The sequence below is a fragment of the Roseateles sp. genome, from assembly GCF_039595295.1.
Lineage (GTDB): Bacteria > Pseudomonadota > Gammaproteobacteria > Burkholderiales > Burkholderiaceae_C > Roseateles.
The window spans coordinates 81,380-102,465 of record NZ_JBCNLU010000013.1 but is presented as its reverse complement, the minus strand read 5'-3'; the positions used below and the strand labels follow the sequence as shown (position 1 = coordinate 102,465).

General features: G+C 68.6%; 19 protein-coding genes. 5 read left to right on the top strand and 14 right to left on the bottom strand.

Annotated elements, in window-relative coordinates:
- Window positions 1–6 precede the first annotated feature (6 nt).
- Entirely contained in the window at window positions 7–702 is a 696-nt protein-coding gene (locus ABDW59_RS12260; RefSeq protein WP_343630106.1) for a hypothetical protein, read from the bottom strand.
- Between the two features lie 5 nt (window positions 703–707).
- Entirely contained in the window at window positions 708–1,289 is a 582-nt protein-coding gene (locus ABDW59_RS12255; RefSeq protein ID WP_343630105.1) for a ComF family protein, read from the bottom strand.
- A 144-nt stretch (window positions 1,290–1,433) separates the two neighbouring features.
- On the opposite strand from ABDW59_RS12255, the gene ABDW59_RS12250 reads away from it, so the two are divergent.
- The gene (locus ABDW59_RS12250) at window positions 1,434–1,880 is read left to right on the top strand and encodes a VOC family protein (protein WP_343630104.1); all 447 of its coding nucleotides are present in this window, start codon (window positions 1,434–1,436) and stop codon (window positions 1,878–1,880) included.
- Between the two features lie 13 nt (window positions 1,881–1,893).
- Here ABDW59_RS12250 and ABDW59_RS12245 read toward each other — a convergent pair whose 3' ends face one another.
- The 10 genes from ABDW59_RS12245 to ABDW59_RS12200 all read right to left on the bottom strand — a co-directional run bounded on the left by ABDW59_RS12245 (window position 1,894) and on the right by ABDW59_RS12200 (window position 13,809).
- Window positions 1,894–2,805: a hydroxymethylglutaryl-CoA lyase gene (locus ABDW59_RS12245; protein WP_343630102.1), complete on the bottom strand. Its 912-nt coding sequence runs from the start codon at window positions 2,803–2,805 to the stop codon at window positions 1,894–1,896.
- 212 nt (window positions 2,806–3,017) lie between these two features.
- Complete coding sequence (locus ABDW59_RS12240; RefSeq protein WP_343630101.1) at window positions 3,018–5,006, bottom strand: acetyl/propionyl/methylcrotonyl-CoA carboxylase subunit alpha; 1,989 nt, start codon at window positions 5,004–5,006, stop codon at window positions 3,018–3,020.
- A 93-nt stretch (window positions 5,007–5,099) separates the two neighbouring features.
- Window positions 5,100–6,191: a biotin synthase BioB gene (bioB, locus tag ABDW59_RS12235; protein WP_343630100.1), complete on the bottom strand. Its 1,092-nt coding sequence runs from the start codon at window positions 6,189–6,191 to the stop codon at window positions 5,100–5,102.
- Window positions 6,192–6,222: 31 nt separating this feature from the next.
- The gene (bioD, locus tag ABDW59_RS12230) at window positions 6,223–6,981 is read right to left on the bottom strand and encodes a dethiobiotin synthase (RefSeq protein ID WP_343630099.1); all 759 of its coding nucleotides are present in this window, start codon (window positions 6,979–6,981) and stop codon (window positions 6,223–6,225) included.
- On the bottom strand, window positions 6,978–8,183 hold the full coding sequence (gene bioF / locus ABDW59_RS12225; protein WP_343630098.1) for an 8-amino-7-oxononanoate synthase: 1,206 nt from the start codon (window positions 8,181–8,183) through the stop codon (window positions 6,978–6,980). The genes bioD and bioF overlap by 4 nt, the downstream gene beginning before the upstream one ends.
- Window positions 8,173–9,504, bottom strand: a complete 1,332-nt coding sequence (gene bioA, locus ABDW59_RS12220; protein WP_343630097.1) for an adenosylmethionine--8-amino-7-oxononanoate transaminase — start codon at window positions 9,502–9,504, stop codon at window positions 8,173–8,175. The genes bioF and bioA overlap by 11 nt, the downstream gene beginning before the upstream one ends.
- Before the next feature lie 54 nt (window positions 9,505–9,558).
- Window positions 9,559–10,383 (bottom strand): enoyl-CoA hydratase/isomerase family protein, encoded by an 825-nt coding sequence (locus ABDW59_RS12215; RefSeq protein WP_343630095.1) that lies wholly within the window; start codon window positions 10,381–10,383, stop codon window positions 9,559–9,561.
- The gene (locus tag ABDW59_RS12210) at window positions 10,380–11,633 is read right to left on the bottom strand and encodes a hypothetical protein (RefSeq protein ID WP_343630093.1); all 1,254 of its coding nucleotides are present in this window, start codon (window positions 11,631–11,633) and stop codon (window positions 10,380–10,382) included. Before ABDW59_RS12210 ends, ABDW59_RS12215 begins: the two co-directional genes overlap by 4 nt.
- A complete protein-coding gene (locus ABDW59_RS12205) occupies window positions 11,630–12,193 on the bottom strand; it encodes a GNAT family N-acetyltransferase (protein ID WP_343630091.1) in 564 nt (187 codons plus the stop codon). Before ABDW59_RS12205 ends, ABDW59_RS12210 begins: the two co-directional genes overlap by 4 nt.
- Window positions 12,194–12,201: 8 nt before the next feature.
- Entirely contained in the window at window positions 12,202–13,809 is a 1,608-nt protein-coding gene (locus ABDW59_RS12200; RefSeq protein WP_343630090.1) for a carboxyl transferase domain-containing protein, read from the bottom strand.
- A 272-nt stretch (window positions 13,810–14,081) separates the two neighbouring features.
- On the opposite strand from ABDW59_RS12200, the gene ABDW59_RS12195 reads away from it, so the two are divergent.
- From ABDW59_RS12195 to ABDW59_RS12185, 3 genes are all read left to right on the top strand, one after another.
- Window positions 14,082–14,873 carry a TetR/AcrR family transcriptional regulator gene (locus tag ABDW59_RS12195; protein ID WP_343630089.1) on the top strand — a complete coding sequence of 264 codons (792 nt, stop codon included), beginning with the start codon at window positions 14,082–14,084 and terminating at the stop codon, window positions 14,871–14,873.
- A gap of 91 nt (window positions 14,874–14,964) precedes the next feature.
- Window positions 14,965–15,438: a hypothetical protein gene (locus ABDW59_RS12190; protein ID WP_343630088.1), complete on the top strand. Its 474-nt coding sequence runs from the start codon at window positions 14,965–14,967 to the stop codon at window positions 15,436–15,438.
- The gene (locus tag ABDW59_RS12185) at window positions 15,416–15,739 is read left to right on the top strand and encodes a type II toxin-antitoxin system RelE/ParE family toxin (RefSeq protein WP_343630087.1); all 324 of its coding nucleotides are present in this window, start codon (window positions 15,416–15,418) and stop codon (window positions 15,737–15,739) included. Before ABDW59_RS12190 ends, ABDW59_RS12185 begins: the two co-directional genes overlap by 23 nt.
- A gap of 46 nt (window positions 15,740–15,785) precedes the next feature.
- On the opposite strand, the gene ABDW59_RS12180 is transcribed toward ABDW59_RS12185, so the two are convergent.
- Window positions 15,786–17,000: an MFS transporter gene (locus ABDW59_RS12180; RefSeq protein WP_343630086.1), complete on the bottom strand. Its 1,215-nt coding sequence runs from the start codon at window positions 16,998–17,000 to the stop codon at window positions 15,786–15,788.
- A 261-nt stretch (window positions 17,001–17,261) separates the two neighbouring features.
- Here ABDW59_RS12180 and ABDW59_RS12175 point away from each other — a divergent pair, with 261 nt between their 5' ends.
- Window positions 17,262–18,221 (top strand): LysR family transcriptional regulator, encoded by a 960-nt coding sequence (locus tag ABDW59_RS12175; protein ID WP_343630085.1) that lies wholly within the window; start codon window positions 17,262–17,264, stop codon window positions 18,219–18,221.
- A 91-nt stretch (window positions 18,222–18,312) separates the two neighbouring features.
- Here the strand turns inward: ABDW59_RS12175 and ABDW59_RS12170 are convergent, their stop codons facing one another.
- Window positions 18,313–21,069, bottom strand: a complete 2,757-nt coding sequence (locus ABDW59_RS12170) for a TonB-dependent receptor (RefSeq protein WP_343630084.1) — start codon at window positions 21,067–21,069, stop codon at window positions 18,313–18,315.
- Window positions 21,070–21,086 lie beyond the last annotated feature (17 nt).

Sequence of the window (21,086 nt, the reverse complement as noted above, 5' to 3'; positions counted from 1 at the left end):
GCCGGGCTACTCGAACATCCGTCCCTGACGCAGCGCCGCGAGGCGCTCGCTGAGCTGGATCTTCTCCTCCGCCTTGCGGCGCGCGGGATCCGACATGAGCTCGGTGAGCTCGCGCAGCTGCTCGGGATTGGCGACGATGCGGAAGTCGCGCAGCCGGTGGACGAAGACCACGGTCTTCTTGCCGCGCGCCAGCAGCTCCAGGATGTTGCCCAAGGTGCCGGTACTGCGGCAGTCCCAGATCATCAGCCCGAAGTCCGCGACCTCGGCCAGACGCCGGTCCTTGGCGGTGAAGTAGGCGCGCGAGCCGACCTGATGCTCGGACTCGACCGACTCGACGCGCCAGCCGCCGAGGTTGTTGCGCGGCGTGCCGGTGCAGAAGACGGTGACGCGCGCCTGCGGCATCTCGAGCAGCACGCGCTGCGCCGCGGTGTCGACGCCCTCGGCATCGCCGACGACGATCTCCAGCCGCTGCGCGACGATGTTCTCGATGCGCGCCCGCACGCGCGAGTCCAGTTGCCGGATGCTCAGCGAGCCGGCGACGAACACGCGCGGTGGAGGCGCCGGTGACTTGTCGGCAGGCTTGGCGTGCTCGTTGACGATGTCCTCGTGGGACTCGTCGGGCGTCGCGTGGGCGGCCTCGACGGGCTGATCCTCGGGGCGGTCCGTGGGGAGGTCGTTCGGGGTGTGGTGGGATGCAGCCATGGCATTCATTTCCAGGTGAGAGCGGCCACGCAGACCTGATGGACCTTGGCGTAGCCGGCGAGCGCGATGCTCGCGGCCTCCATGGAGGCGCCGCTGTCGAAGAGATCGTCCAGCAGCAGCGCGTTCCAGCAGCCCTGCGCGCGGATCTCGTCCTGCAGGAAGAAGGCGCCGGCGAGCGCATGCAGCTTCTCCTCGCGCGATTCCATGTCCTTGAGCGGACGCGCCAGCGGAGACTTCATGAGCAGGCGCTCGAAGGTGGGAACGCCCAGGCGCCGTGAGAGCTCGCGCGCGACGACAGCCACCGGCTGCCAGGGCCGAGCGCGGCTGGGCGGCATCGGCACGACAAAGCCGATCGGGGGCAGTCGTGGGCAGATGTGGTCGAGCACCGCCTGCGCCAGCGTCCCGGCGTGGCTGGGCTCTAAGCGGTACTTGAGCTGAAACAAGGCCTCGCCCGCCTCGGTGCGAGTGTTCTGGAATTGCGGGTGACCCTGCGCGTCGTCGCCCAGGTACACGCTGTTGAGCATGTGCTTGTCCAGCACGTAGCCGGCCGTCCAGGGGCCATCGATTTGTCTGAGAGAGACCTTCATCGGCATGACTTTCCGCGGTTGAAAAGCAGCTAGTTGCCATTCGAGGCCGAGGAAGTTCGACATGCACATGCTGCTCACTGGCTTGTGATGCGCAGGGAACGCGGCCTATGCTGGTCACTTCTGACTGTCGATCCGGAGTCGCTCATGAAGCCCACGCCCGCCGGTTGGCCGCGCCTGTCCTCGGCGCTCTATTACGAGAGCGCCGCGCGCGCGATCCCGTGGCTGTGCGAAGCCTTTGGGTTCGAGGTGCAGCTGCGGGTGGATGGGGAGGATGGATCCGTCGTCCACAGCCAGCTGGTCTACGGGGAGGCGCTGGTGATGGTGAGCGAGGGCGGCAAGGACGGGAAGCCGCAGCGCTTCGGGATTCCGTTGCGGAGCCCGAAAGCGCTAAGGGCGGCCAACACGCAGAGCGTGATGATCTTTGTCGACGATGCCGACGCGCATTGCGCGCGTGCGCGCCAAGCCGGCGCGACCATCGTGCACGGCCCCCAGGTCGAGGACTACGGGCCCGAGTACTGGGCCGACAAGACCTACGGCGCCCTGGATCTGGACGGGCACCTGTGGTGGTTCGTGGAGCGGGTTCGGGGTTGAACCCGAAGCCCGCTCAGCCCTTGCGCTTGGCCAGGATCGCGCGCCCCACGCGCGACACCGGCGGCCGGCCCAGCACGCCGGAGATGAAGGCGCCGGCGTCGACCAGCTTGTCCAGATCGATGCCGGTCTCGATGCCCAGGCCGTTCAGCAGGAACACCACGTCCTCGGTCGCCACGTTGCCCGTCGCGCCCTTGGCATAGGGGCAGCCGCCCAGGCCCGCGACGCTGGCGTCGAAAGTGTGGATGCCCATCTCCAGGCAGGCGTAGATGTTGGTCAGCGCCTGGCCGTAGGTGTCGTGGAAATGGCCGCTGAGCTCGACCAGCGGGTAATGCTTGAGCGCCCGCTCCATCGCGGCCTGCACCTTGCGCGGTGTGCCGACGCCGATGGTGTCGGCCACGCCCAGGTGGTCCACGCCGATGTCCTTCATCAGCTTCACGACGCGCTCGACCTCGTCGGCGGACACCTCGCCTTGATAGGGACAGCCGACCGAGCACGACAGCGCGCCGCGCACCTTGATGCCGGCCTCGTGCGCGGCGGCGACCACCGGGGCGAAGCGCTCGATGCTCTCGGCGATCGAGCAGTTGATGTTTTTCTGCGAAAAGGCCTCGGAGGCTGCGGCGAAGACCACGATCTCATCGGGCTTGGTCGGCAGCGCGCCTTCGAGGCCCTTCATGTTGGGCACCAGCACGCTGTGGCGCACGCCGGGGCGGCGCTCGATGGCCGCCATCACCGCGGTGTTGTCGGCCATCTGCGGCACCCACTTGGGCGAGACGAAGCTGGTGACCTCGATCTCCTTCAGGCCGGCGTCCTGCAGCATCGCGACGAGGCGGGCCTTGTCGGCGGTGCCGACGTTCTCCTTCTCGTTCTGCAGGCCGTCGCGGGGGCCGACGTCGACGAGGGTGACGCGATTGGGCAATGAGCTCATGACTTTTCCTTTGGTCCTTCGATTCGAGCTTGCACCCTCGCCCGCTTGCGGGAGAGGGCGGGGGAGAGGGTCTTCGGGCTCAGGCGTACTGCAACCCTCCCACCCTCTCCCCTGCCCTCGCCCGCTTGCGGGAGAGGGAGTCAGAAGGCATCGCGCTGCTTACTCCCTCGCCCGCTTGCGGGAGAGGGCGGGGGAGAGGGTCTTTCTCCCGCTCAACCCACGCTCTGCAGCCGCAGCAACTCCGCGCCGTCCCCAACCTGATCGCCGATGCCGAACAGTAGCTCCGCCACCACGCCGTCGCGCGGCGCGATGATGGTGTGCTCCATCTTCATCGCCTCCATCACCGCCAGCGGCTGGCCCTTGCTGACCGCATCGCCCGGCTGCGCCAGGAAGGCGACCAGTTTGCCGGGCATGGGCGCGGTCAGGCGACCGGCCTCGGAAGTCCCCTCGCCGGCATGGGCGATGAGGTCCACCTCGGTGACCAGCGCCGATCCGTTCGCGCCGAACACCGCCACCTGCTCGCCGACCTTGTAGGTCGTCACCACGACGCGACGCCCCTCCAGATGCAGCTCATGCCGCTCGGTCCCCGTCGAGCGCAGCGCCACCGGCAGCACGCGGCCCTGCACCGTCAGCGCCAGGCTGCCCTGATGGTGACGCGCCAGCAGCACCTGATGGCGCTCGCCGTCGACTTCCAGCTCGAAGCGACGCTGCGCCGCACCGAACAGGCGCCAGCCGTCACGGCGGCTCCAGGGATCGGCCGACTCGCTGATGCCCTCCTCCGCCAGCGTGTGGGCGACGACGGCCGCGGCCGCCTCGTCCAGCGGCAGCCCGGGCTGACCGAACAGCACATCCTTCTCGCGCTCGATCAGCGCGGTGTCCAGATCGGCGTTCGTGAACGAGCCCGTCGCCGCGCAACGGCGCAGGAAGGCGACATTGGTGTGCAGTCCGACGATGTGCGTGTCGCGCAGCGACGCATCCAGCAGCGCCAGCGCCTGCTCGCGCGTCTCGCCCCAGACGATGAGCTTGGCGATCATCGAGTCATAGAAGGGGCTGATCTCGTCGCCCTCGCCCACGCCCGAATCGATGCGCACCGGCGCCGTACGGAAGGCCGCATGGGCCGGCCAGCGGGCCACCGACAGCTTGCCGGTCGCCGGCAGGAACCCGCCCTCGGGGTTCTCGGCGCAGATACGGGCTTCGATCGCGTGACCGTGCATGCGCAGCTGGTCCTGCTTGAGCGGCAGTGGCTCGCCGGACGCGACGCGCAGTTGCCACTCGACCAGATCCTGGCCGGTGATCGCCTCGGTCACCGGATGCTCGACCTGCAGCCGCGTGTTCATCTCCATGAAGTAGAAGCGGCCGTCCTGCTCGGCGATGAACTCCACCGTGCCCGCGCCCTGATAGCCGACCGCCTTCGCGGCCGCCACCGCGGCGGCGCCCATCTCGGCGCGGCGCTCGGCGCTCATGCCGGGCGCCGGCGCCTCCTCAAGCACCTTCTGATGGCGGCGCTGCACCGAGCAGTCACGCTCGAAGAGATAGACGCAATCGCCGTGGCTGTCGCCGAAGACCTGGATCTCGATGTGGCGCGGACGCTGGACGTAGCGCTCGATCAGCACCGCGTCGTCGCCGAAGCTGTTGATCGCCTCGCGCTTGCAGGACGCGAGCGCTGCGTCGAAGTCCTCGTCCGCGAGCACCGCGCGCATGCCCTTGCCGCCGCCGCCGGCGCTGGCCTTGATCAGCACCGGATAGCCGATGCGCTGGGCCTCGCGGCGCAGCAGCGCGGGATCCTGATCGGCACCGTGATAGCCCGGCACCAGCGGCACGCCGGCCTGCTCCATCAGCCGCTTGGACTCGGCCTTCAGGCCCATGGCCTGGATGGCCGAGGGCGGCGGTCCGATGAACACGAGGCCTGCGTCGGCGCAGGCCTGCGCGAACTCCTCGTTCTCGCTGAGGAAACCGTAGCCCGGATGGACCGCCTGCGCGCCCGTTTGCTTGGCGGCCTCGAGGATGCGCTGCCATTGCAAATAGCTGTCGCGCGGCGCGGGGCCGCCGATGCGCACGGCCTCGTCGCAGACCTGCACGTGACGCGCAGTGGCGTCCGCGTCGGAATAGACGGCCACAGTCTTCACGCCGAGTCGGCGTGCGGTGGCGGCGACGCGGCAGGCGATTTCGCCGCGGTTGGCGATCAGGATCTTCTTGAACACGGGTGTCTCCTCATGCTGTCAGTTCCTCGGCGCGCCGCTGCTGGTGGCCGCGGCGCGCCGGGTGCGCTCAGGTGGCGCGCTCAGGTGGCGCAATCAGTGGCGATGGCCGCAGGACGCCGCGGCGTCCTCGCCGGCCGGCGCACAGCCGTGCGCGTGGCCGGCGCCGGCCTCGGCGCTCAGTTCGGCCTCGGTCGCGCAGTGCATGCCCAGGCGGTCGATCAGCTGGCGGTCCTTCTCGGCCTGCGGGTTGCTGGTCGTGAGCAGCTTGTCGCCGTAGAACATGCTGTTCGCGCCGGCCAGGAAGCACAGCGACTGCATGGTCTCGGGCATCTCCTCGCGGCCGGCGGACAGACGCACCATCGCGCGCGGCATCGTGATGCGCGCCACCGCGATCGTGCGGATGAACTCGAAGGGATCCAGCGCCGCCGTGCCCGCCAGCGGCGTGCCCTCGACCTGCACCAGGTTGTTGATGGGCACCGACTCCGGATACGGCTCCAGATTGGCCAGCTGCGCGATCAGGCCGGCGCGCTGACGGCGCGTCTCGCCCATGCCCACGATGCCGCCCGAGCACACCTTCAAGCCCACGCCGCGCACGCGATCCAGCGTGTCCAGACGGTCCTGATACGTGCGCGTCGTGATGATCTGGCCGTAGAACTCGGGCGAGGTGTCCAGGTTGTGGTTGTAGTAATCGAGGCCCGCTTCACGCAGTTGCTCGGCCTGGCCGTCGCCCAGCATGCCCGCGGTCAGGCAGGTCTCCAGGCCCAGCGCCTTGACCTCGGTGATCATCTCGCCGATGGCTTCCAGATGACGCTCCTTGGGCGAGCGCCAGGCGGCGCCCATGCAGAAGCGGGTCGCGCCGTTGGCCTTGGCGGCGCGGGCCGCCTCCATCACCTCCTGCAGCGGGATCAGCTTCTCGGCCTTCAGACCGGTGTCGAAGTGGGCCGACTGCGGGCAGTACTTGCAGTCCTCCTCGCAGCCGCCGGTCTTGATCGACAGCAGCGTCGAGAGCTGCACCGCGTTGGGATCGAAGTGCTCGCGATGCACCTGCTGCGCGCGGAACAGCAGATCGTTGAAGGGCAGCTCGAAGAGCGCCGCGATCTCGTTCACGGTCCAGGGCTTGGCGTTGCGGCGCTGCTCGTCGGTGGTCGGGGTCAGCGTCTGGATCTGGTTGACGGTCTGCTTCATGGTCATGCTTTCTTGGCCCTCACCGGGACTTTCAAAGGGCGTTCAAGGCGGCCAGCAACTGCGGCTGCGCGAGGTGCGCGGCGACAGCCGCGGGAGAAGGATCGGAGAGCCGGGGCACATGGCCCCAGCAGGGAGCGCCGAGCGCATCGTCGATGCGCGCGCGCAAGGCGGCGAGATTGTCCGCCACATGCGGTTGATGGGGGTCGGCGGTGTTGGCGACCCAGCCGGCCAGGCGCAACCCGCGCGCCAGCACGGCCTCGGCCGTCAGCAACGCGTGGTTGATGCAGCCCAGCCGCAGGCCGACCACCAGCACCACCGGCATCGCCAGGTCCACGGCCAAATCGGCCGTGTCCCAGTCGTCGGTCAGGGGGACGCGGAAACCGCCGACGCCCTCGATCAGCGCCAGGTCGCCCTTGGACGCCGAACGGCGGATGTCGGTCAGCAGCGCCTCGCGATCGATGCCGCGGCCTTCCAACCGGGCGGCGATGTGCGGCGCGCAGGGCTCGCGGAACTGCAGCGGGCCGACCTCGTCCATCGTCATGCCTTGCGACTGCGCGGCGTGCAGCTGGGCGACGTCCTCGTTGACCCAGACTCCCTCGGCGTTCTGGGCCTGCCCCGCCGCGAGCGACTTGATCGGCGTTACATAACGGCCCAGCGCGTCGAAGGCGCGCGTCAGGCCCGCGGTGATGCAGGTCTTGCCGATTTCGGTGTCGGTGCCGGTGATGAAGAAGCCGTGCAGCGGCCACGGGGTGGTCGCCGGATTCGGTTCTCGGTTGGCCATCGTCTTCATGCGCAAGCCTCCAGCGCGGCGACGAGGCGATCGACGTCCGTCTCCTCATGCGTCGCGCACAGCGTGATGCGCAGGCGCGCCTCGCCCTTGGGCACGGTCGGCGGGCGAATGCCCGGCACGCGCAGGCCCTCTCGCTCCAGCGCGGCGGCCAGCGCCATCACCTCGGCGTTGCCGCCCACGATCAGCGGCTGGATCGGCGACTGCGAATCGGCCAGCGTCCAGGTCAGCGTCGGATGGCGGTCCAGCATCGCGGTGATGCCGGCGCGCAGCCGCGCCTGGAGCGCGCGCAGGCGCTCACGGCGCTGATGGCCGACCTCGCCGCGGATCAGGTCCAGGCTGGTCAGCAGCGCATGCTCCACCGCCGGCGGCGAGGCCGTCGAGAAGATGTAGTTGCGTGCCGCCTGCAACAGGAATTCGGTGACGGTCGGATGCGCGACGACGAAGGCGCCCGCCAGTCCGGCCGCCTTGCCCAGCGTGCCGACCAGGATCAGCCGCTCGCTGCGCAGCTTGAAATGCTCCAGCGTGCCGACACCCGTCGCGCCCAGCACGCCCAATCCATGCGCGTCGTCGACGATCAGCCAGGCATCGAATTCCTCGGCCAGCGCGAGCAGCTCGGGCAAGGGCGCGATGTCGCCGTCCATGCTGAACACCGCGTCGGTGACGATCAGCTTGATGCGGGCGCGGCTGGCGCTCAGCAGCGCGCGCAGCTCCTCGACATTGCAATGGCCGTAGCGCGCCACGCGTGCCTTCGCCAAGCGCGTGCCGTCGATCAGCGAGGCGTGATTCAGGGTCTCGCTGAAGATCTCCGCGTCGGCGTCGCCCAGCGCGGTGATGACCGCCAGATTGGCCATGTAGCCGGTGCAGAAGCCAATGGCCTTGGCACCGGGGATGTGGGGCTCGAACCAGCGGCCCAGCAGTGCCTCGACCTCGTGATGCGCGCGGGAATGGCCGCTCACCAGGGGCGATGCGCCGGAGCCGCCGCCATAGCGGCGCGCGCCCTCGGCCAAGGCCTCGGCGACCGCCTGATGCGCGGCCAGGCCGAGATAGTCGTTGGCGCAGAACATCGTCAGCTCGCGCGCCACGCCGTCGGCGCCGCGCACAGTCTGACGCGGGGCGGTGCCGGTCTCGGCGATGCGGGTGAAGCGGGTCAGGTCTTGCGCGCGGATCGCGTCAAGCTTGGCCTGCAGGTGATCAAGCAGCATGGACCACCTCCTCCAGCGTCGCGGCGACGGCGGCCGCGAGGAACTTCGCCGCGGCCTCGTCGATCAAGTACGGGGGCATCAGATACACGGTCTGGCCGATGGGGCGGATCAGCAGCTCGTGCCGGCGCGCGGCGAGGTGGAATTTCTCGGCGAAGCGCTCGACCGGCACCGTGGTCTTCGGATTGATGTCCAAGGCCAGGATCATCCCGCGCTGACGCAGATGCATCACGCGCGGATCCGAGGCCAGCGGCGCGAAGGCCGCGGTGAGCCAGGCGGCCTGCTGCTGGTTGCGCTCGAGCTGAGCCGCGTCGAAGCGATCCAGCACCGCGTTGGCGGCGGCGCAGGCCAGCGGGTTGCCGGTGTAGCTGTGCGAGTGCAGGAAGCCGCGCGTCACGTCCTGCGACCAGAAGGCCTCATAGATCTCGTCGGTCGTCAGCACCAGCGACAACGCCATCGTGCCGCCGGTGATGCCCTTGGACAGCAGCAGGAAGTCGGGCCAGTCGGCCTTCGTCGCCGGCACGGTCTGCTCCCAGGCAAAGAAAGTCCCGGTGCGGCCGCAGCCGACGGCGATCTCGTCGGCGATCAGGTGCACGCCGAACTCGGTGCACAGCACGCGCAGCGCCTTCAGATAGGACGGCGCGTACATCGACATGCCAGCGGCGCCCTGCACCAGCGGCTCGACGATGACGGCGGCGATGTGATCGTGGCGGTCCGCCAGCAGCGCGCGCATCTCGTCCAGCGCCTGCGCCTCGTTGCCCAGGCGCTGGTCGGGCGAAGTCACGATGTGGCTGCGCATCAGCAGCGGGTCATAGGCGTCGCGGAAGATCGCGACGTCGGTGACGGCCAGCGCGCCGATGGTCTCGCCGTGATAGCCGTTCTTGAGACAGACGAACTCGCGCTTGTCCGCGCGGCCGCGGTTGCGCCAGCTGTGGAAGCTCTGCTTGAGCGCGATCTCGACCGCCGAGGCGCCGTCGCTGCCGAAGAACAGGTGACCCAGCGCGCCGCCGGTGCGCGCGGACAGGCGCTCGGCCAGACGCACGGCGGGCTCGTGGGTGCAGCCGGCCAGCATGACGTGGGGCAGCGTGTCGAGCTGATGCTTGATGGCGTCGTTCAGGCCCTTGTCGGCGTGGCCGAACAGATTGACCCACCACGAGCTGTTGGCGTCGAAATAGCGGCGGCCGTCGTGGTCGATGAGCCAGGGGCCCTCGCCGCGGGCGATGGGCAGCGGCGGCACGTCCTGCGCGCGCGCCATCTGCGTGCACGGGTGCCAGACCGCCGCGAGGCTGCGGCGCTGCCAGTCTTGTCGTACTGCTTCAGACATTCGATCTACTGCTGATGGGAAACATCGTCGCGGCGCCGATTCACGCGCGCCGCATCAGGCCAGCCACGAGGGCTTGCCCTTGGAAAGAAAACTCTGCACGCCCTCGCGGCCCTCGGCGCTGGCGCGGATGTCGGCGATGCGGCGCGCGGTGTCGTCGCGCAGCTCCGGCGTGATCGGCGCCTGCGCGACGTCCTGCACCAGTCGCTTGCAGGCGCGGACCGCCGCCGGGCCGTTGGCCAGCAGCGCGACGGTCAGCGCGTCGACCTTGGCGTCGAGCGCCTCGGCGTCCGCGACGATCTCATGCACCAGGCCCAGCCGATGCGCCTCGGCGGCGCTGAAGCGCTCCGCGGTCACGAAGTAGCGGCGCGAGGCCTGCTCGCCCAGCGCGCGCACGACGTAGGGCCCGATGGTGGCGGGCAGCAGGCCCAGCTTGGCCTCGGACAGGCAGAAGCCGGCGGACTCGGTCGCGACGACGATGTCGCAGACCGACACCAGCCCCACGCCGCCGGCGTAGACGTCGCCCTGCACCCGCGCGATGACCGGCACCGGGCAGCTGTAGAGGGTCCACAGCATGTGGGCGAGCCGGCCGGCGTCGGCGTGGTTCTCGTCCCAGCTGTAGCCGGCCATGGCCTTCATCCAGTTGAGGTCCGCGCCGGCGCAGAAGGCCTTGCCCTCGGCCGCCAGCACGATCGCGCGCAGCGAGTCGTCGCGGCCCAGCGCCTCGAAGACGGCGGTCAGTTCGGCGATGACGGTGTCGTTGAAGGCGTTGCGGACGTCGGGCCGGTCCAGCGTGACGCGGGCCACCGCGCCGTGGCGCTCGACGCGCAAGGTGGTCGGGCCGTCGAGGAAGGGGTCGGGATGGCGGGTCGAGGCGGTCATGGCTTGCTCCAGACGACAGTGCTGTTGACGGCGTAGAGCCGGCAGCGCTCGGCGGCGTTGGTGTTCTGGTCGCACAGGGCGAGCGCGCGGGACTGCGCGTCGTCGCCGAAGGCATAGCCCCAGTGGCGGCCGTTGGTGGCGAAGGCGCGCGGCTCCTTGGCCGCGAGGAACTTGCGATAGCCCACGTCCAGACGCGCGCCCGGGAGCGCGGATTCATCGTCGATCGCGACGCTGCCGCCGCTCGGGATCGGCAAGGCGCCGGGGATGTCGAAGCCCAGCGGCTTGAGGAACTCGTCGACGACCGGCTGCCAGAGGTCGTTCCCGCGCGCGAAGAGCTGGTGGCCGTCCTCGCCGAACGCGGGCATCTCGCGCGTCGTCGCCAGGCCGCCGGCCTCGCGGTAGGCGTCGGACCAGCGGCGCTGATACCGTGGAGAGAAGAAGCGGTCGTTGGCGGTGAAGACCCACAGCGTGGGGGGCGGATGGCCGTCGGCGCCGGCGCGGCGGCCGAAGTCGGCGAAGCGGCGGGTGAGCTCGTCAGGCCGGCAGGGCTCGCCGGTGCGCGTGTCCGGATTGCCGCCGTGACCGCCGGCGAAGTCGATCGCGGCGATCACGCCGGGCAGGCGCTCGCCGGTGGTCGCCATGGTGGCGTAGCCGCCCAGGGACTGGCCGATCAGCACGACGCGGCGCGCGTCGATGTCGGACACGCCCTGCATGAAGCGGACGACGGCGGCGACCTCGGTCGCGGCCGCCTTGGCGGCGGACTCGTAGCGCGGCGCGTCGCAGCGGACGCTGGCCTCGGGGTCGCCGACGGCGGCGAGCTCGCCATAGCCGATGCGCATCGGCACCGCGACGGCGAAGCCCTTGCGGATGAAGAAGCGCGCGGCGGACTCGAAGCGCGGACGCTGCATCGCGGCGCGGTCTTTCTCGCTCACCGCGCGGCCGTGATTGATGACGACCAGCGGGAACGGTCCCGGGCCGGGCGGGCGATAGGTCGTGACGACGAGGTCCGCGTCCAGGCGCTTGCCGAAGGCGTTCTCGACCGAGGTCGGGACACGCACCACGGCCTCACGGATGTCCGTGGCGATGCGCGGCTGCGCCGCGGGCGCCGACGGTGTCGCGGAAGCGGCGGGGCGTTCCTCGCCGACGGAAGGATCCGTCACGGCGGATTGGGCGCGCGCCAGCGCGGGCATCGCGACGTGAAGCACCGCGCCCAGGCAGAGCGCGGCCAGAGACAGGGTCGAACGCATCATGCCGACAGCTCCTTGACGACGTCGTTCAGCGCCTTGCGCATCAGCACGCTGCGATAGGTCTTCCCCGCCCATTGCACGTCGCCGATCAGCGCGTAGCCGCGGCGCTCGTAGCGGCGGCGCAGCGCCTCGGCCGGTACGGCGGTATCCAGCGCGACCTGCGCGTAGCCCTGCGCGCGGGCCCAGTCCTCGGCCAGGTCCATCAAGCGCTCACCGACGCCGAGGCCGCGACAGGACGGATGCACCGCCAGCTGCGCCAGGATCGCCGTGTCGGGCTGGGTGTAGCAGTCCGGCACCGGATCGCCGAGGTAGCGGCCGTCGACCTGCTTGGGCGGCGCGATCGTGACCGTGCCGACCATCGCGCCCTCCCCCGTCACCGCGACGAAGGCCTGCCCCGCCGCGACGCGCTCGCGCGTGGTCTGCACGCTCTGGTCGACGGCGGTGAAGTTCCAGCCCTGCGCCGCCAGCGACGCGTAGGACGCGTGCAGCAGCGCGGTCAGCGCTTCGATCGAATCACGGGAATCGAGCGGTCGTAGGGTGAGGTCGGGCAGCGTCGCGGTCATGGGGGTTCTTACATGCGGAAGACGCCGAATTTTGTCTCGGGGATTTCCGCGTTCAGCGACGCGGCCAGGCCCAGCGCGAGGACGCGGCGAGTGTCGGCCGGATCGATGACGCCGTCGTCCCACAGGCGCGCGCTGGCGTAATACGGGTGGCCCTGGTCCTCGTACTGCTGGCGGATCGGCGCCTTGAAGGCCTCCTCCTCGTCGGCAGACCACTGGCCGCCCTTGCTTTCGATGCCGTCTCGCTTGACGGTGGCCAGCACCGACGCGGCCTGCTCGCCGCCCATCACCGAGATGCGCGCGTTCGGCCACATCCACAGGAAGCGCGGCGAGTAGGCACGGCCGCACATGCCGTAGTTCCCGGCGCCGAAGCTGCCGCCGATGATCACGGTGAACTTGGGCACCTGCGCGCAGGCCACGGCCGTCACCATCTTGGCGCCGGCGCGAGCGATGCCCTCGTTCTCGTACTTGCGGCCGACCATGAAGCCGGTGATGTTCTGCAGGAAGACCAGCGGGATCTTGCGCTGGCAGCACAGCTCGATGAAATGGGCGCCCTTGTTGGCGCTCTCCGCGAAGAGGATGCCGTTGTTGGCGACGATGCCCACCGGCATGCCCTCGATGTGGGCGAAGCCGCAGACCAGCGTGTTGCCGTAGCGGGCCTTGAACTCGTCGAACTCACTGCCGTCGACGATGCGGGCGATGACCTCGCGCACGTCGAAGGGCTTGCGGGTGTCGGTCGGGATCACGCCGTGCAGCTCGGCCGCCGGATGCAGCGGGGCGCGCGGCGCCTGCGTCAGCAGCTCGCCCTGCTTGCGCCAGTTCAGGCGAGCGACGGACTGGCGGGCGATGGCCAGCGCGTGGGTGTCGTCTTCGGCCAGATGGTCGGCCACGCCGGAGAGCCGGGTGTGGACGTCGCCGCCGCCCAGGTCCTCGGCGCTGACGACCTCGCCGGTGGCGGCCTTCACCAGCGGGGGGCCGCCCAGGAAGATGGTGCCCTGGTTCTTGACGATGACGGTCTCGTCGCTCATCGCGGGCACGTAGGCGCCGCCGGCGGTGCAGGAGCCCATCACCACGGCGATCTGCGGAATGCCCTTGGCCGAGAGATTCGCCTGGTTGAAGAAGATGCGGCCGAAGTGGTCGCGGTCGGGGAAGACCTCGTCTTGATTGGGCAGGTTGGCGCCGCCGCTGTCGACCAGATAGATGCAGGGGAGCCGGTTCTGATCGGCGATCTCCTGCGCGCGCAGATGCTTCTTGACGGTGACCGGGTAATACGTGCCGCCCTTGACGGTCGCGTCGTTGCAGACGATCACGCACTCGACGCCGGACACGCGGCCGATGCCGGCGATCACGCCGCCGCCCGGGGCGGCGTTGTCATACATGTTCAGGCCCGCGAGCGGGGCGATCTCCAGGAACGGGGTGCCGGGATCCAGCAGCATCTCGACGCGGTCGCGGGGGAGCAGCTTGCCGCGCGCCACATGCTTGGCGCGCGCGGCCTCGCCGCCGCCCTCGGCGATCTTCGCCAGCCGGGCGTTGAGGTCGTCGATGAGGGCGCGCATCGCGTCCGCGTTGGCCTTGAAATCGGCCGAGCGGGCGTTGAGCTTGGTGGACAACGAGGGCATGAGGTCTCCTGATGGCTTTTCGACTTGTCTGCGCCTGAGGCGCTTTCGCGTTCGACGCTGTTGGCGGCGGTTCGCGACAACTGGCGGCTTCTCCAGCCAGCTGGCGGCATCTCCACGGATCATGAGCCCGGCTCAACTTCGTTGATGCCGGATGACCCGCCCGGGCCGACCGGGATCGCCGGAGGGCCGCAAGGCGCGAAGCATACGGCAGATGCGCGAGGTCGCCAAGATGACTTGAGCCCGGCTCAATAAATGGCGAGAATGCGCCCGTCATGAGCGCCAATGTCCGGACCGAGCGGTCCACCCTTTCTGCATCCAGCCGCGCGGCCCTGCCGTCGCAGCGCCGCGCCCCCGTGAGCGCCAAGTCGGAGCAGCGCGTGCGCGACATCCTGCGGGAAAGCCGCGCGGTCTTCGCCGAGCGCGGCTACGAGCGCGCGACGACGACCGAGATCGCCCAGCGCCTGGGGATTTCGGAGGCGACGGTCTTCACTTACTTCCGCGGCAAGCGCGAGCTGTGCATGCGGGTGATCGGCGACTGGTACGACGAGATCATCGAGGCCATCGAGTCAGGTCTGCCGCGGGATCGCTCAATCCGGGACCAGCTGGAATTCGTGGTCCACACGCATCTGCGGCTGTTCCTGATCCACGGGACGGGCTTGTGCGAGCTGGTCCTGTCGGAGGGCCGCAAGCGCGAGACGCTGCCCGCGCGCGGCGAGGCGCAGGAGGACTTCGGCGCCGCCTTCGTCGATCTGCAGCGGCGCTACACGGCGCCGCTGATGGACCTGCTGGCGCGCGGCCAGACCAGCGGCGAGGTGCGGCAGGACATCCCGCTGCGGCTGCTGCGCTCGCTGGTGTTCGGGCCGATGGAGCACATGCTATGGGAGGTCATCATCGCGGGCCGGCAGATCGTCGTGGACGACGCGGCGCGCGATCTGGTCGCGCTGCTGTGGCCGGCGCTGCAGGCGCCGGATCAGGAGCTCCACGCGCTGCGGCGGATGAAGGAGCGCGTGGCGCAGGCGTTGAAGGAGCCGGCGGGGATCGGCGGCGTGACGGGCAAGGACTGACCCCAGCACAAAGCGTCGCTCTGCGTAAGACTTGCCCAGGTCAAATCTTCAGCAGTTCGTGCTATCGCCAAGACACCCTTGGAAGGGAATCATGACCGCCCTCGGAACCTCAACGACCTCCATTGACGAGCCCACTCTTGAGCAGTGGTCGATGTCAGACGCGTCGATGCGAGCCGAGGCCGTCGCTCAAGGTCGTGTCTGGCATCTGCGAGTGAATCGGCGAGAGGTCTGGCATCTTCTGGTCACGGCACGTGGAGCGCCAAGAAGGTTTCAGAGCCTCGAGACACTCGCCAGACGACTGCTGGAGCTCAACATCGTGGATCTCGAAGTCATTCGCCCACCCACCCCGTCCCCCCTCTCCGCGCGCAACACAGCAAGCTTGTCGCCCCGGTCGAACGCCGATCACTCTTGCGAACCGTCGACATGGGATGACTGGTTCAAGGAGCAGATCCAAATCTCCCTTCGGGACAAACGTCCGGGCACGGACTATCGCCAGGTTTGGCGCGAGGCGGACGAACGTATTCGCAAGATCGGGGGGCTCCATGCTCGCCCGAAGAAGTCTTGAATGGAGTCCAAGGGCGCGCCGCTCCTACGACAACTTCCTCGATGAGCTCGCGGAGAAGAACGCGCTGGCGGCGCTGGAGTTCAATGACGACGTCCTCGAGAAGCTCTCGCTGATTCAGGTCTATCCCAAGCTCTACCGAGAGTCCACTCGCGTCGTTGGCGTGCGCGAGATGGTCATTCGACCCAACTTCTTCATCGTCTACCGCGTGCTCAGGACAAAGCTGCGCATCCTCAATTTCGAGCACTCGCGACGTAACTGGCCACAGCCTCCGTCGCGGACGAGCCCACGCCGACGAAGGTAGGAGGAACATGCCATGGGTGGTCCCCAAGGACCACCCTTCCTCAGGCTCAGCGCGCGCGCCGCTCCATCCCCACACTGACCGCCGCCAGCCCCAATCCCACCACCGCAAGGCCTGCCCCTGCCACCGGCAGCGCCCGCAGCGACGCGCCGTGATCGAGCATCCACCCGCCCAGCCAAGCGCCCCCGGCGTTGCCCAGATTGAACGCGGCGATGTTGAGCGTCGACACCAGCGCCGGCGCATCAGGCGCTTGCTGCATCATCCGCATCTGCAGACCCGGCACCGTCGCGAAGGCGGCCATGCCCCAGACGAAGACGGCCGCGATCGCCGCCCACTTCCAGCCCAGCACCGCCGCCAGCACCAGCTGGATCAGCGCCAGCACCACCAGCACGCCCATCAGCGAAGGCATCAGCTTCCAGTCCGCGAGCTTCCCGCCCAGCGTGTTCCCGATGGTCAGCCCCAGACCGAAGAGGAAGAGCACTGCCGTAACCGCGCCGGGCGACAGGCCGGTGACATCCTCCAGCATCGGGGCGATGAAGGTGAACGCGGTGAACACGCCGCCGAAGCCGATCGCCGTCAGCATCAGCGCGATCAGCACCTGCGGCCGCTTGAGCACCGACCAGTCGTTGCCCGCGGCCGATTCGTCATGCGAGGCCAGCGACTTCGGCAGCAGCGCCATCAGCGCGATCGCGGCGATCACGCCCAGCACCGCCACGCCGGCAAAGCTCGCGCGCCATCCCCAGGCCTGGCCGATCAGGTTGCCCAGAGGCACGCCCAGCACATTGGCCAGCGTCAGACCAGTGAACATCAGCGCGATCGCGCCGGCCTTGCGATCGGGCGCGACCAGCTCGCTGGCCACCACCGCGCCGATGCCGAAGAAGCAGCCATGCGCCAGCGCGGCGACGATGCGCCCGGCCATCACCATCCAGTAATCGCCGCCGACGGCCGACAAGGCATTGCCCGCGATGAACAGCCCGATCAGCACGAGCAGCGCCCGCTTGCGCGGCCATCCCGCGCTCAACGCGGCCAGCGGCGGCGCGCCCAGGGCCACGCCCAGCGCGTAGCCGGTCACCAGGAGGCCCGCGCCGGGCAGGCTGACCGCGAGGTCCCGCGCCATCGCAGGCAGCAGGCCCATGATGACGAACTCGGTGGTGCCGATCGCGAAGGCGGCAAGCGCCAAGGCCAGGATCGGCAAAGGGAAGCCGCGCCCCGAGGACGCGGCGGTCGACCCGGAGGACCCGGTCGAGGCGGAAGCGACGTTCATCTGTGTTCTCCATGCGCGAGTGCTCCCGCTGCGCGCCTTCGTGGCGCCTCGCGGTTCTCGCAGGACTCGCACTGTGAGCTTTCCGCTTCTGGATGAGAATCCGTCCAGCCGCACAAGCATCTGTTCCAGATTGGAAAGCTTGAAAGGCGTCAGCCCTACCCCCACGCGATCCTCCGCCCCCTCCCGCAATCGGGAGAGATCAGAGAGGCGGGAGCGACGGGAGAGGCGACCGCCTGCGGATCGAGCCTCAGGAGCCTCCACATGAATGAACTCGACGACATGCGCCTGTTCGTGCGCGCCGTCGCCGCCGGCAGCCTCTCCGCCGCGGGACGCGAGCTCGGCTTCTCGCCGGCCGTGGGCAGCAAACGGCTGACGCGGCTGGAGACCCGGCTCGGCGTGCGGCTGCTGCAGCGCAGCTCGCGGCGGCTCGCGCTCACCGACGAGGGCGCGCTGTATCACGAGCGCTGCCAGGCCATCCTCGCCGACATCGACGACGCAGAGGCCGAGCTCGCCCAGGGGCGGCAGCAGGTGCGCGGACTCGTACGCGTGACCGCGACCGTGGCCATGGGCCGGCGCTGCATCGGACCGCTGGCGGCCGAGTTCATGCGCCGCCATCCCGAGGTCACCGTACAGCTCTCGCTGTCCGATTCGCTGGTGGACCTGATCGAGGACGGCTTCGACTGCGCCATCCGCATCGGCGGCCCGCAGGACTCGCGGCTGGCCGCACGCACGCTGGGGCCGAATCGGCGCGTCCTCTGCGCATCGCCGGCGTATCTGAAGCGGCGTGGTCGGCCGCGCACGCTGGAGGACCTCGCCCAGCACGAATGCATCCTGCAGGAACGCATCGCCACGCGCCGCTCCGAATGGCGTTTCGAGCCGCGCGACGCAGGCGTCGCTTCGGGGCCGCAAGCGGTCGACGTGACAGGGCGGCTGGTCACCGACAACGGCGAGCAGGCGCATGACTGGGCGCTCGCGGGACTGGGGCTGGTGCGGCGCTCGGTGTGGGACGTGGTCGAGGAGCTCGACGACGGCCGGCTGGTCGAGCTGCTGCCCGAATGGGCCGGCACCAGCGCGCCGCTGCAGCTGGTATTCCCCTCACGCCGGCTGCTGCCGCCGCGCACGCGGCTGTTCATCGACGCCGTGGCGCGCAAGTTCGAGAGTTCGCGCGATCAGGCGCGCATCCTGCCGCCCGCACCCGTCGTGCCGAAGAAGCGCAAGTGACGGGGCGGAAACGAAAAAGCCCGCGGGACTGGCGTCTCGCGGGCTCTTGAAGACCGGCGGCTCGCGCTGCCGGTCCTGCTCCGAAGCTCGATTACATCGAGTACTTCAGCGTGGCGCGGAATTGACGGCCACGGGTGTCATACAGGCTGAAGTCGTACAGCGAGGTGCTGCTGAAGCCCGGATCGTACGGAGGCATGCGGTTGAACACGTTCAGCACCGAGACGCTGGCTTGCAGCTTCTTGGTGATGTTGTAGCGACCGTACAGGTCGAACGTGGTGTTCGAGCGGACGAATTCCGGATACGCGCCGTTCTGGTACTTGCCGGTCGGGTCGTAGACCGACGTATAGGAACCCGGCAGCAGCGTCTGACGCACCTTGTGGGTGTAGTTCAAACCACCAGTGATCGACCAAGGACCGTAGTCGAAGTCCGTCGTGAAACCGGCGCGGATGCGGGGAATCGTGTTGGAGCCCCCGTTCGTGCCCACGTACTCTTCGCCGTCTTCCTTGAAGCTCGACACGTAGATCAGGTTGCCGCGGAAGGTGAACTTGCCGAAGCTGGTCGGAACGCGCAGGGTGCTGTCGATGTCAATACCGCTGGTCTTGCGCTGGGCCAGGTTCTGGTACTGCGACATGATCGTGGCGACCAGGTTGTTGCCGTCACGAATGATGTCGGCCGTCGACGGGCAGTTCTTCGTCGGATCGGTATTGCCTGCCGGGGGCGGCGTCGGGCACGAGTCATTGATGATGTCCTGCAAGCTGCGGGACGCCACCACGTTGCGCCAGTCGATCTTGTAGAAGTCGATACCGATGTTGAAGTTCTTCGTCGGCTCGAACACCGCACCGAAGGTGGTGCTGGTCGAGGTTTCAGCCTGCAGGCCCGGGTTGCCCTTGAACACGCCCGAAACCTGACGAACTTGGCTGTCCTGCGGATCGATCACGCTCGTGAAGAAGGTCGCAGACGACGGCGAGATCTCCGGCAGCGTCGGCGCACGGAAGCCCTTGCCCCAGTTGGCGCGCAGCAGCAGGCCGTCGAAAGCCTTGTACTTGGCGCCCAGCTTCGGGGTAGTGGACTTGCCGTAGTCGCTGTATTTGTCGAAGCGGGCAGCGGCTTGCACTTCCAGCTTCTTGGTGAACGGCATCGACACTTCGGTGAAGACCGAGTAATTGTGACGCTTGCCGTCCGTGGCAGTGATGCCCTGGCCCAGAACGTTGCCGTCGTCGGCGATCTTGGCCGGCGAGTCCTTCAGCTTCTCGGACCGGTACTCGGCACCGATGGCCAAGCCGATGTCGCCGCCGGGCATCGCGCCCAGCGTCGTGTTGGCCTTGGTGTCGATGAACTGCATCTCCGATGTCGACTTGCGGTCGAAGTTGGCACGGATGGAGTCACGCACGGCGTCGCTGTTGGTCGTCCACTTGTCCAGGTTGTACGTGGAGCCAGTGGAGCGCGGAATCGGCGGCTGCAGGCCAGTGCCGACGCCGAACGCGGCCGACACACCAGGCAACGAGAGGCGGTTCAGGTTGTCCTGTTTGGTCTCGGTCCGGGAGAAACCGACGCCGCTATCCAGGTCCCAGCTGCCGATCGAGTAGTTGACACCGGCCAGCACCCGGGTCGCGTCCGAGCGGATCTTGGCGTCGCGCGTACCCATGTCGTTCAGCGAACCGGTGTAGCGCGCGTCTGCGCCCATCGGGTTGCCGGCCACGTTGGGCGCGAAAGTCACGTTGTAGGTGAACGGCTGCCAAGCGGTCGGGCTCAGCTTCTTCAGAGCCGTCGTTGCGAACGAAGGTGCAGTGAAGGTCTGCTCGGTGTCGGCACGGCTCAGGCCCAGCTCAACATAGCCCGTTGCGTTGGGTGAGAACACCTTGGTAGCACGGCCCAGGAAACCGATGCGCTCGGTGCCAGGCAGTGCGGACAACTGACCGTTCTGATCCAGCGTGCAGAAGGTGTTGGTGGCCGCGGCGAACGCCGCTTGAGTGTTCGGATCAATCAGACCCGCCGCCAAGGCTTCAGGACCCGTCATGACCTTGCCCTTGCAATCGCTGATTGCTCGGAAGATGCTGGTGTTGCCGCCGGTGGCCGTCACCTGGCGCCAGGTGCCGCCCGCGGTCAGGCTCTGGAAGTTGCGGCCACCCGCGTACTTGCGGAAATCGCGCGATTCGGTGAATTCGACGTCCGACTGCAGCAGCTCTTCGCGCTTGTAATAGTCGATCGTGCCGAAGACATTGAAGCCATCGGTCGACAGGTCGCCCAGGCCGCCGGCCGCGGTCACGCGGTAGTCGCCCTTGCCTTCGTAGAAGCCCTTCGAGGCGGTGATGTCGAAGCCGCGATAGTCCTTGCGCAGAATGATGTTGACCACGCCGGCGATGGCGTCCGAGCCGTAGATCGCGGAGGCGCCGTCCTTCAGGATGTCGATGCGCTCGACCGCCGCGGAGGGGATCGAGTTCAGGTCGACGAAGGTGTCTTGCAGGTTCTGCGCGAAGCCGTAGCCGGCGACGCGGCGGCCGTTCAGCAGCACCAGGGTCGTCTTCTGGCCCAGGCCGCGCAGCGAGAAGCCGGCGGCGCCAGGGGCGAAGCTGTTGCTGAAGCTCTCGCCCAGGCTGCCGGTGTTGGACGGCAGGTTGCGCAGCACGTCGGCGACGGTCGGCTGACCGGTCCGCTCGATCTGCTCACGCGAAATGATCTGCACGGGCGACACCGTCTCGGCGTCGACGCGCTTGATGTTCGAGCCCGTGACCTCGACGCGCTCCAGCGTCGTCGATTCTTGCGCGAACGCCGCACCGCAGGAGAGCGTGGCGGCGATGGCGATGCTGGTCAGAACCAGCTGCTTCCCATGGGTATTAAGACGAGACATTACGGTCCTCTTGTGGT

Coding starts and splice junctions, on each gene's coding strand:
- ABDW59_RS12260 (WP_343630106.1), bottom strand. CDS start 702: ATGGCTGCATCCCACCACACCCCGAACGACCTCCCCACGGACCGCCCC.
- ABDW59_RS12255 (WP_343630105.1), bottom strand. CDS start 1,289: ATGAAGGTCTCTCTCAGACAAATCGATGGCCCCTGGACGGCCGGCTAC.
- ABDW59_RS12250 (WP_343630104.1), top strand. CDS start 1,434: ATGAAGCCCACGCCCGCCGGTTGGCCGCGCCTGTCCTCGGCGCTCTAT.
- ABDW59_RS12245 (WP_343630102.1), bottom strand. CDS start 2,805: ATGAGCTCATTGCCCAATCGCGTCACCCTCGTCGACGTCGGCCCCCGC.
- bioB (WP_343630100.1), bottom strand. CDS start 6,191: ATGAAGCAGACCGTCAACCAGATCCAGACGCTGACCCCGACCACCGAC.
- bioD (WP_343630099.1), bottom strand. CDS start 6,981: ATGAAGACGATGGCCAACCGAGAACCGAATCCGGCGACCACCCCGTGG.
- bioF (WP_343630098.1), bottom strand. CDS start 8,183: ATGCTGCTTGATCACCTGCAGGCCAAGCTTGACGCGATCCGCGCGCAA.
- bioA (WP_343630097.1), bottom strand. CDS start 9,504: ATGTCTGAAGCAGTACGACAAGACTGGCAGCGCCGCAGCCTCGCGGCG.
- ABDW59_RS12215 (WP_343630095.1), bottom strand. CDS start 10,383: ATGACCGCCTCGACCCGCCATCCCGACCCCTTCCTCGACGGCCCGACC.
- ABDW59_RS12210 (WP_343630093.1), bottom strand. CDS start 11,633: ATGATGCGTTCGACCCTGTCTCTGGCCGCGCTCTGCCTGGGCGCGGTG.
- ABDW59_RS12205 (WP_343630091.1), bottom strand. CDS start 12,193: ATGACCGCGACGCTGCCCGACCTCACCCTACGACCGCTCGATTCCCGT.
- ABDW59_RS12200 (WP_343630090.1), bottom strand. CDS start 13,809: ATGCCCTCGTTGTCCACCAAGCTCAACGCCCGCTCGGCCGATTTCAAG.
- ABDW59_RS12195 (WP_343630089.1), top strand. CDS start 14,082: ATGAGCGCCAATGTCCGGACCGAGCGGTCCACCCTTTCTGCATCCAGC.
- ABDW59_RS12190 (WP_343630088.1), top strand. CDS start 14,965: ATGACCGCCCTCGGAACCTCAACGACCTCCATTGACGAGCCCACTCTT.
- ABDW59_RS12185 (WP_343630087.1), top strand. CDS start 15,416: ATGCTCGCCCGAAGAAGTCTTGAATGGAGTCCAAGGGCGCGCCGCTCC.
- ABDW59_RS12180 (WP_343630086.1), bottom strand. CDS start 17,000: ATGAACGTCGCTTCCGCCTCGACCGGGTCCTCCGGGTCGACCGCCGCG.
- ABDW59_RS12175 (WP_343630085.1), top strand. CDS start 17,262: ATGAATGAACTCGACGACATGCGCCTGTTCGTGCGCGCCGTCGCCGCC.
- ABDW59_RS12170 (WP_343630084.1), bottom strand. CDS start 21,069: ATGTCTCGTCTTAATACCCATGGGAAGCAGCTGGTTCTGACCAGCATC.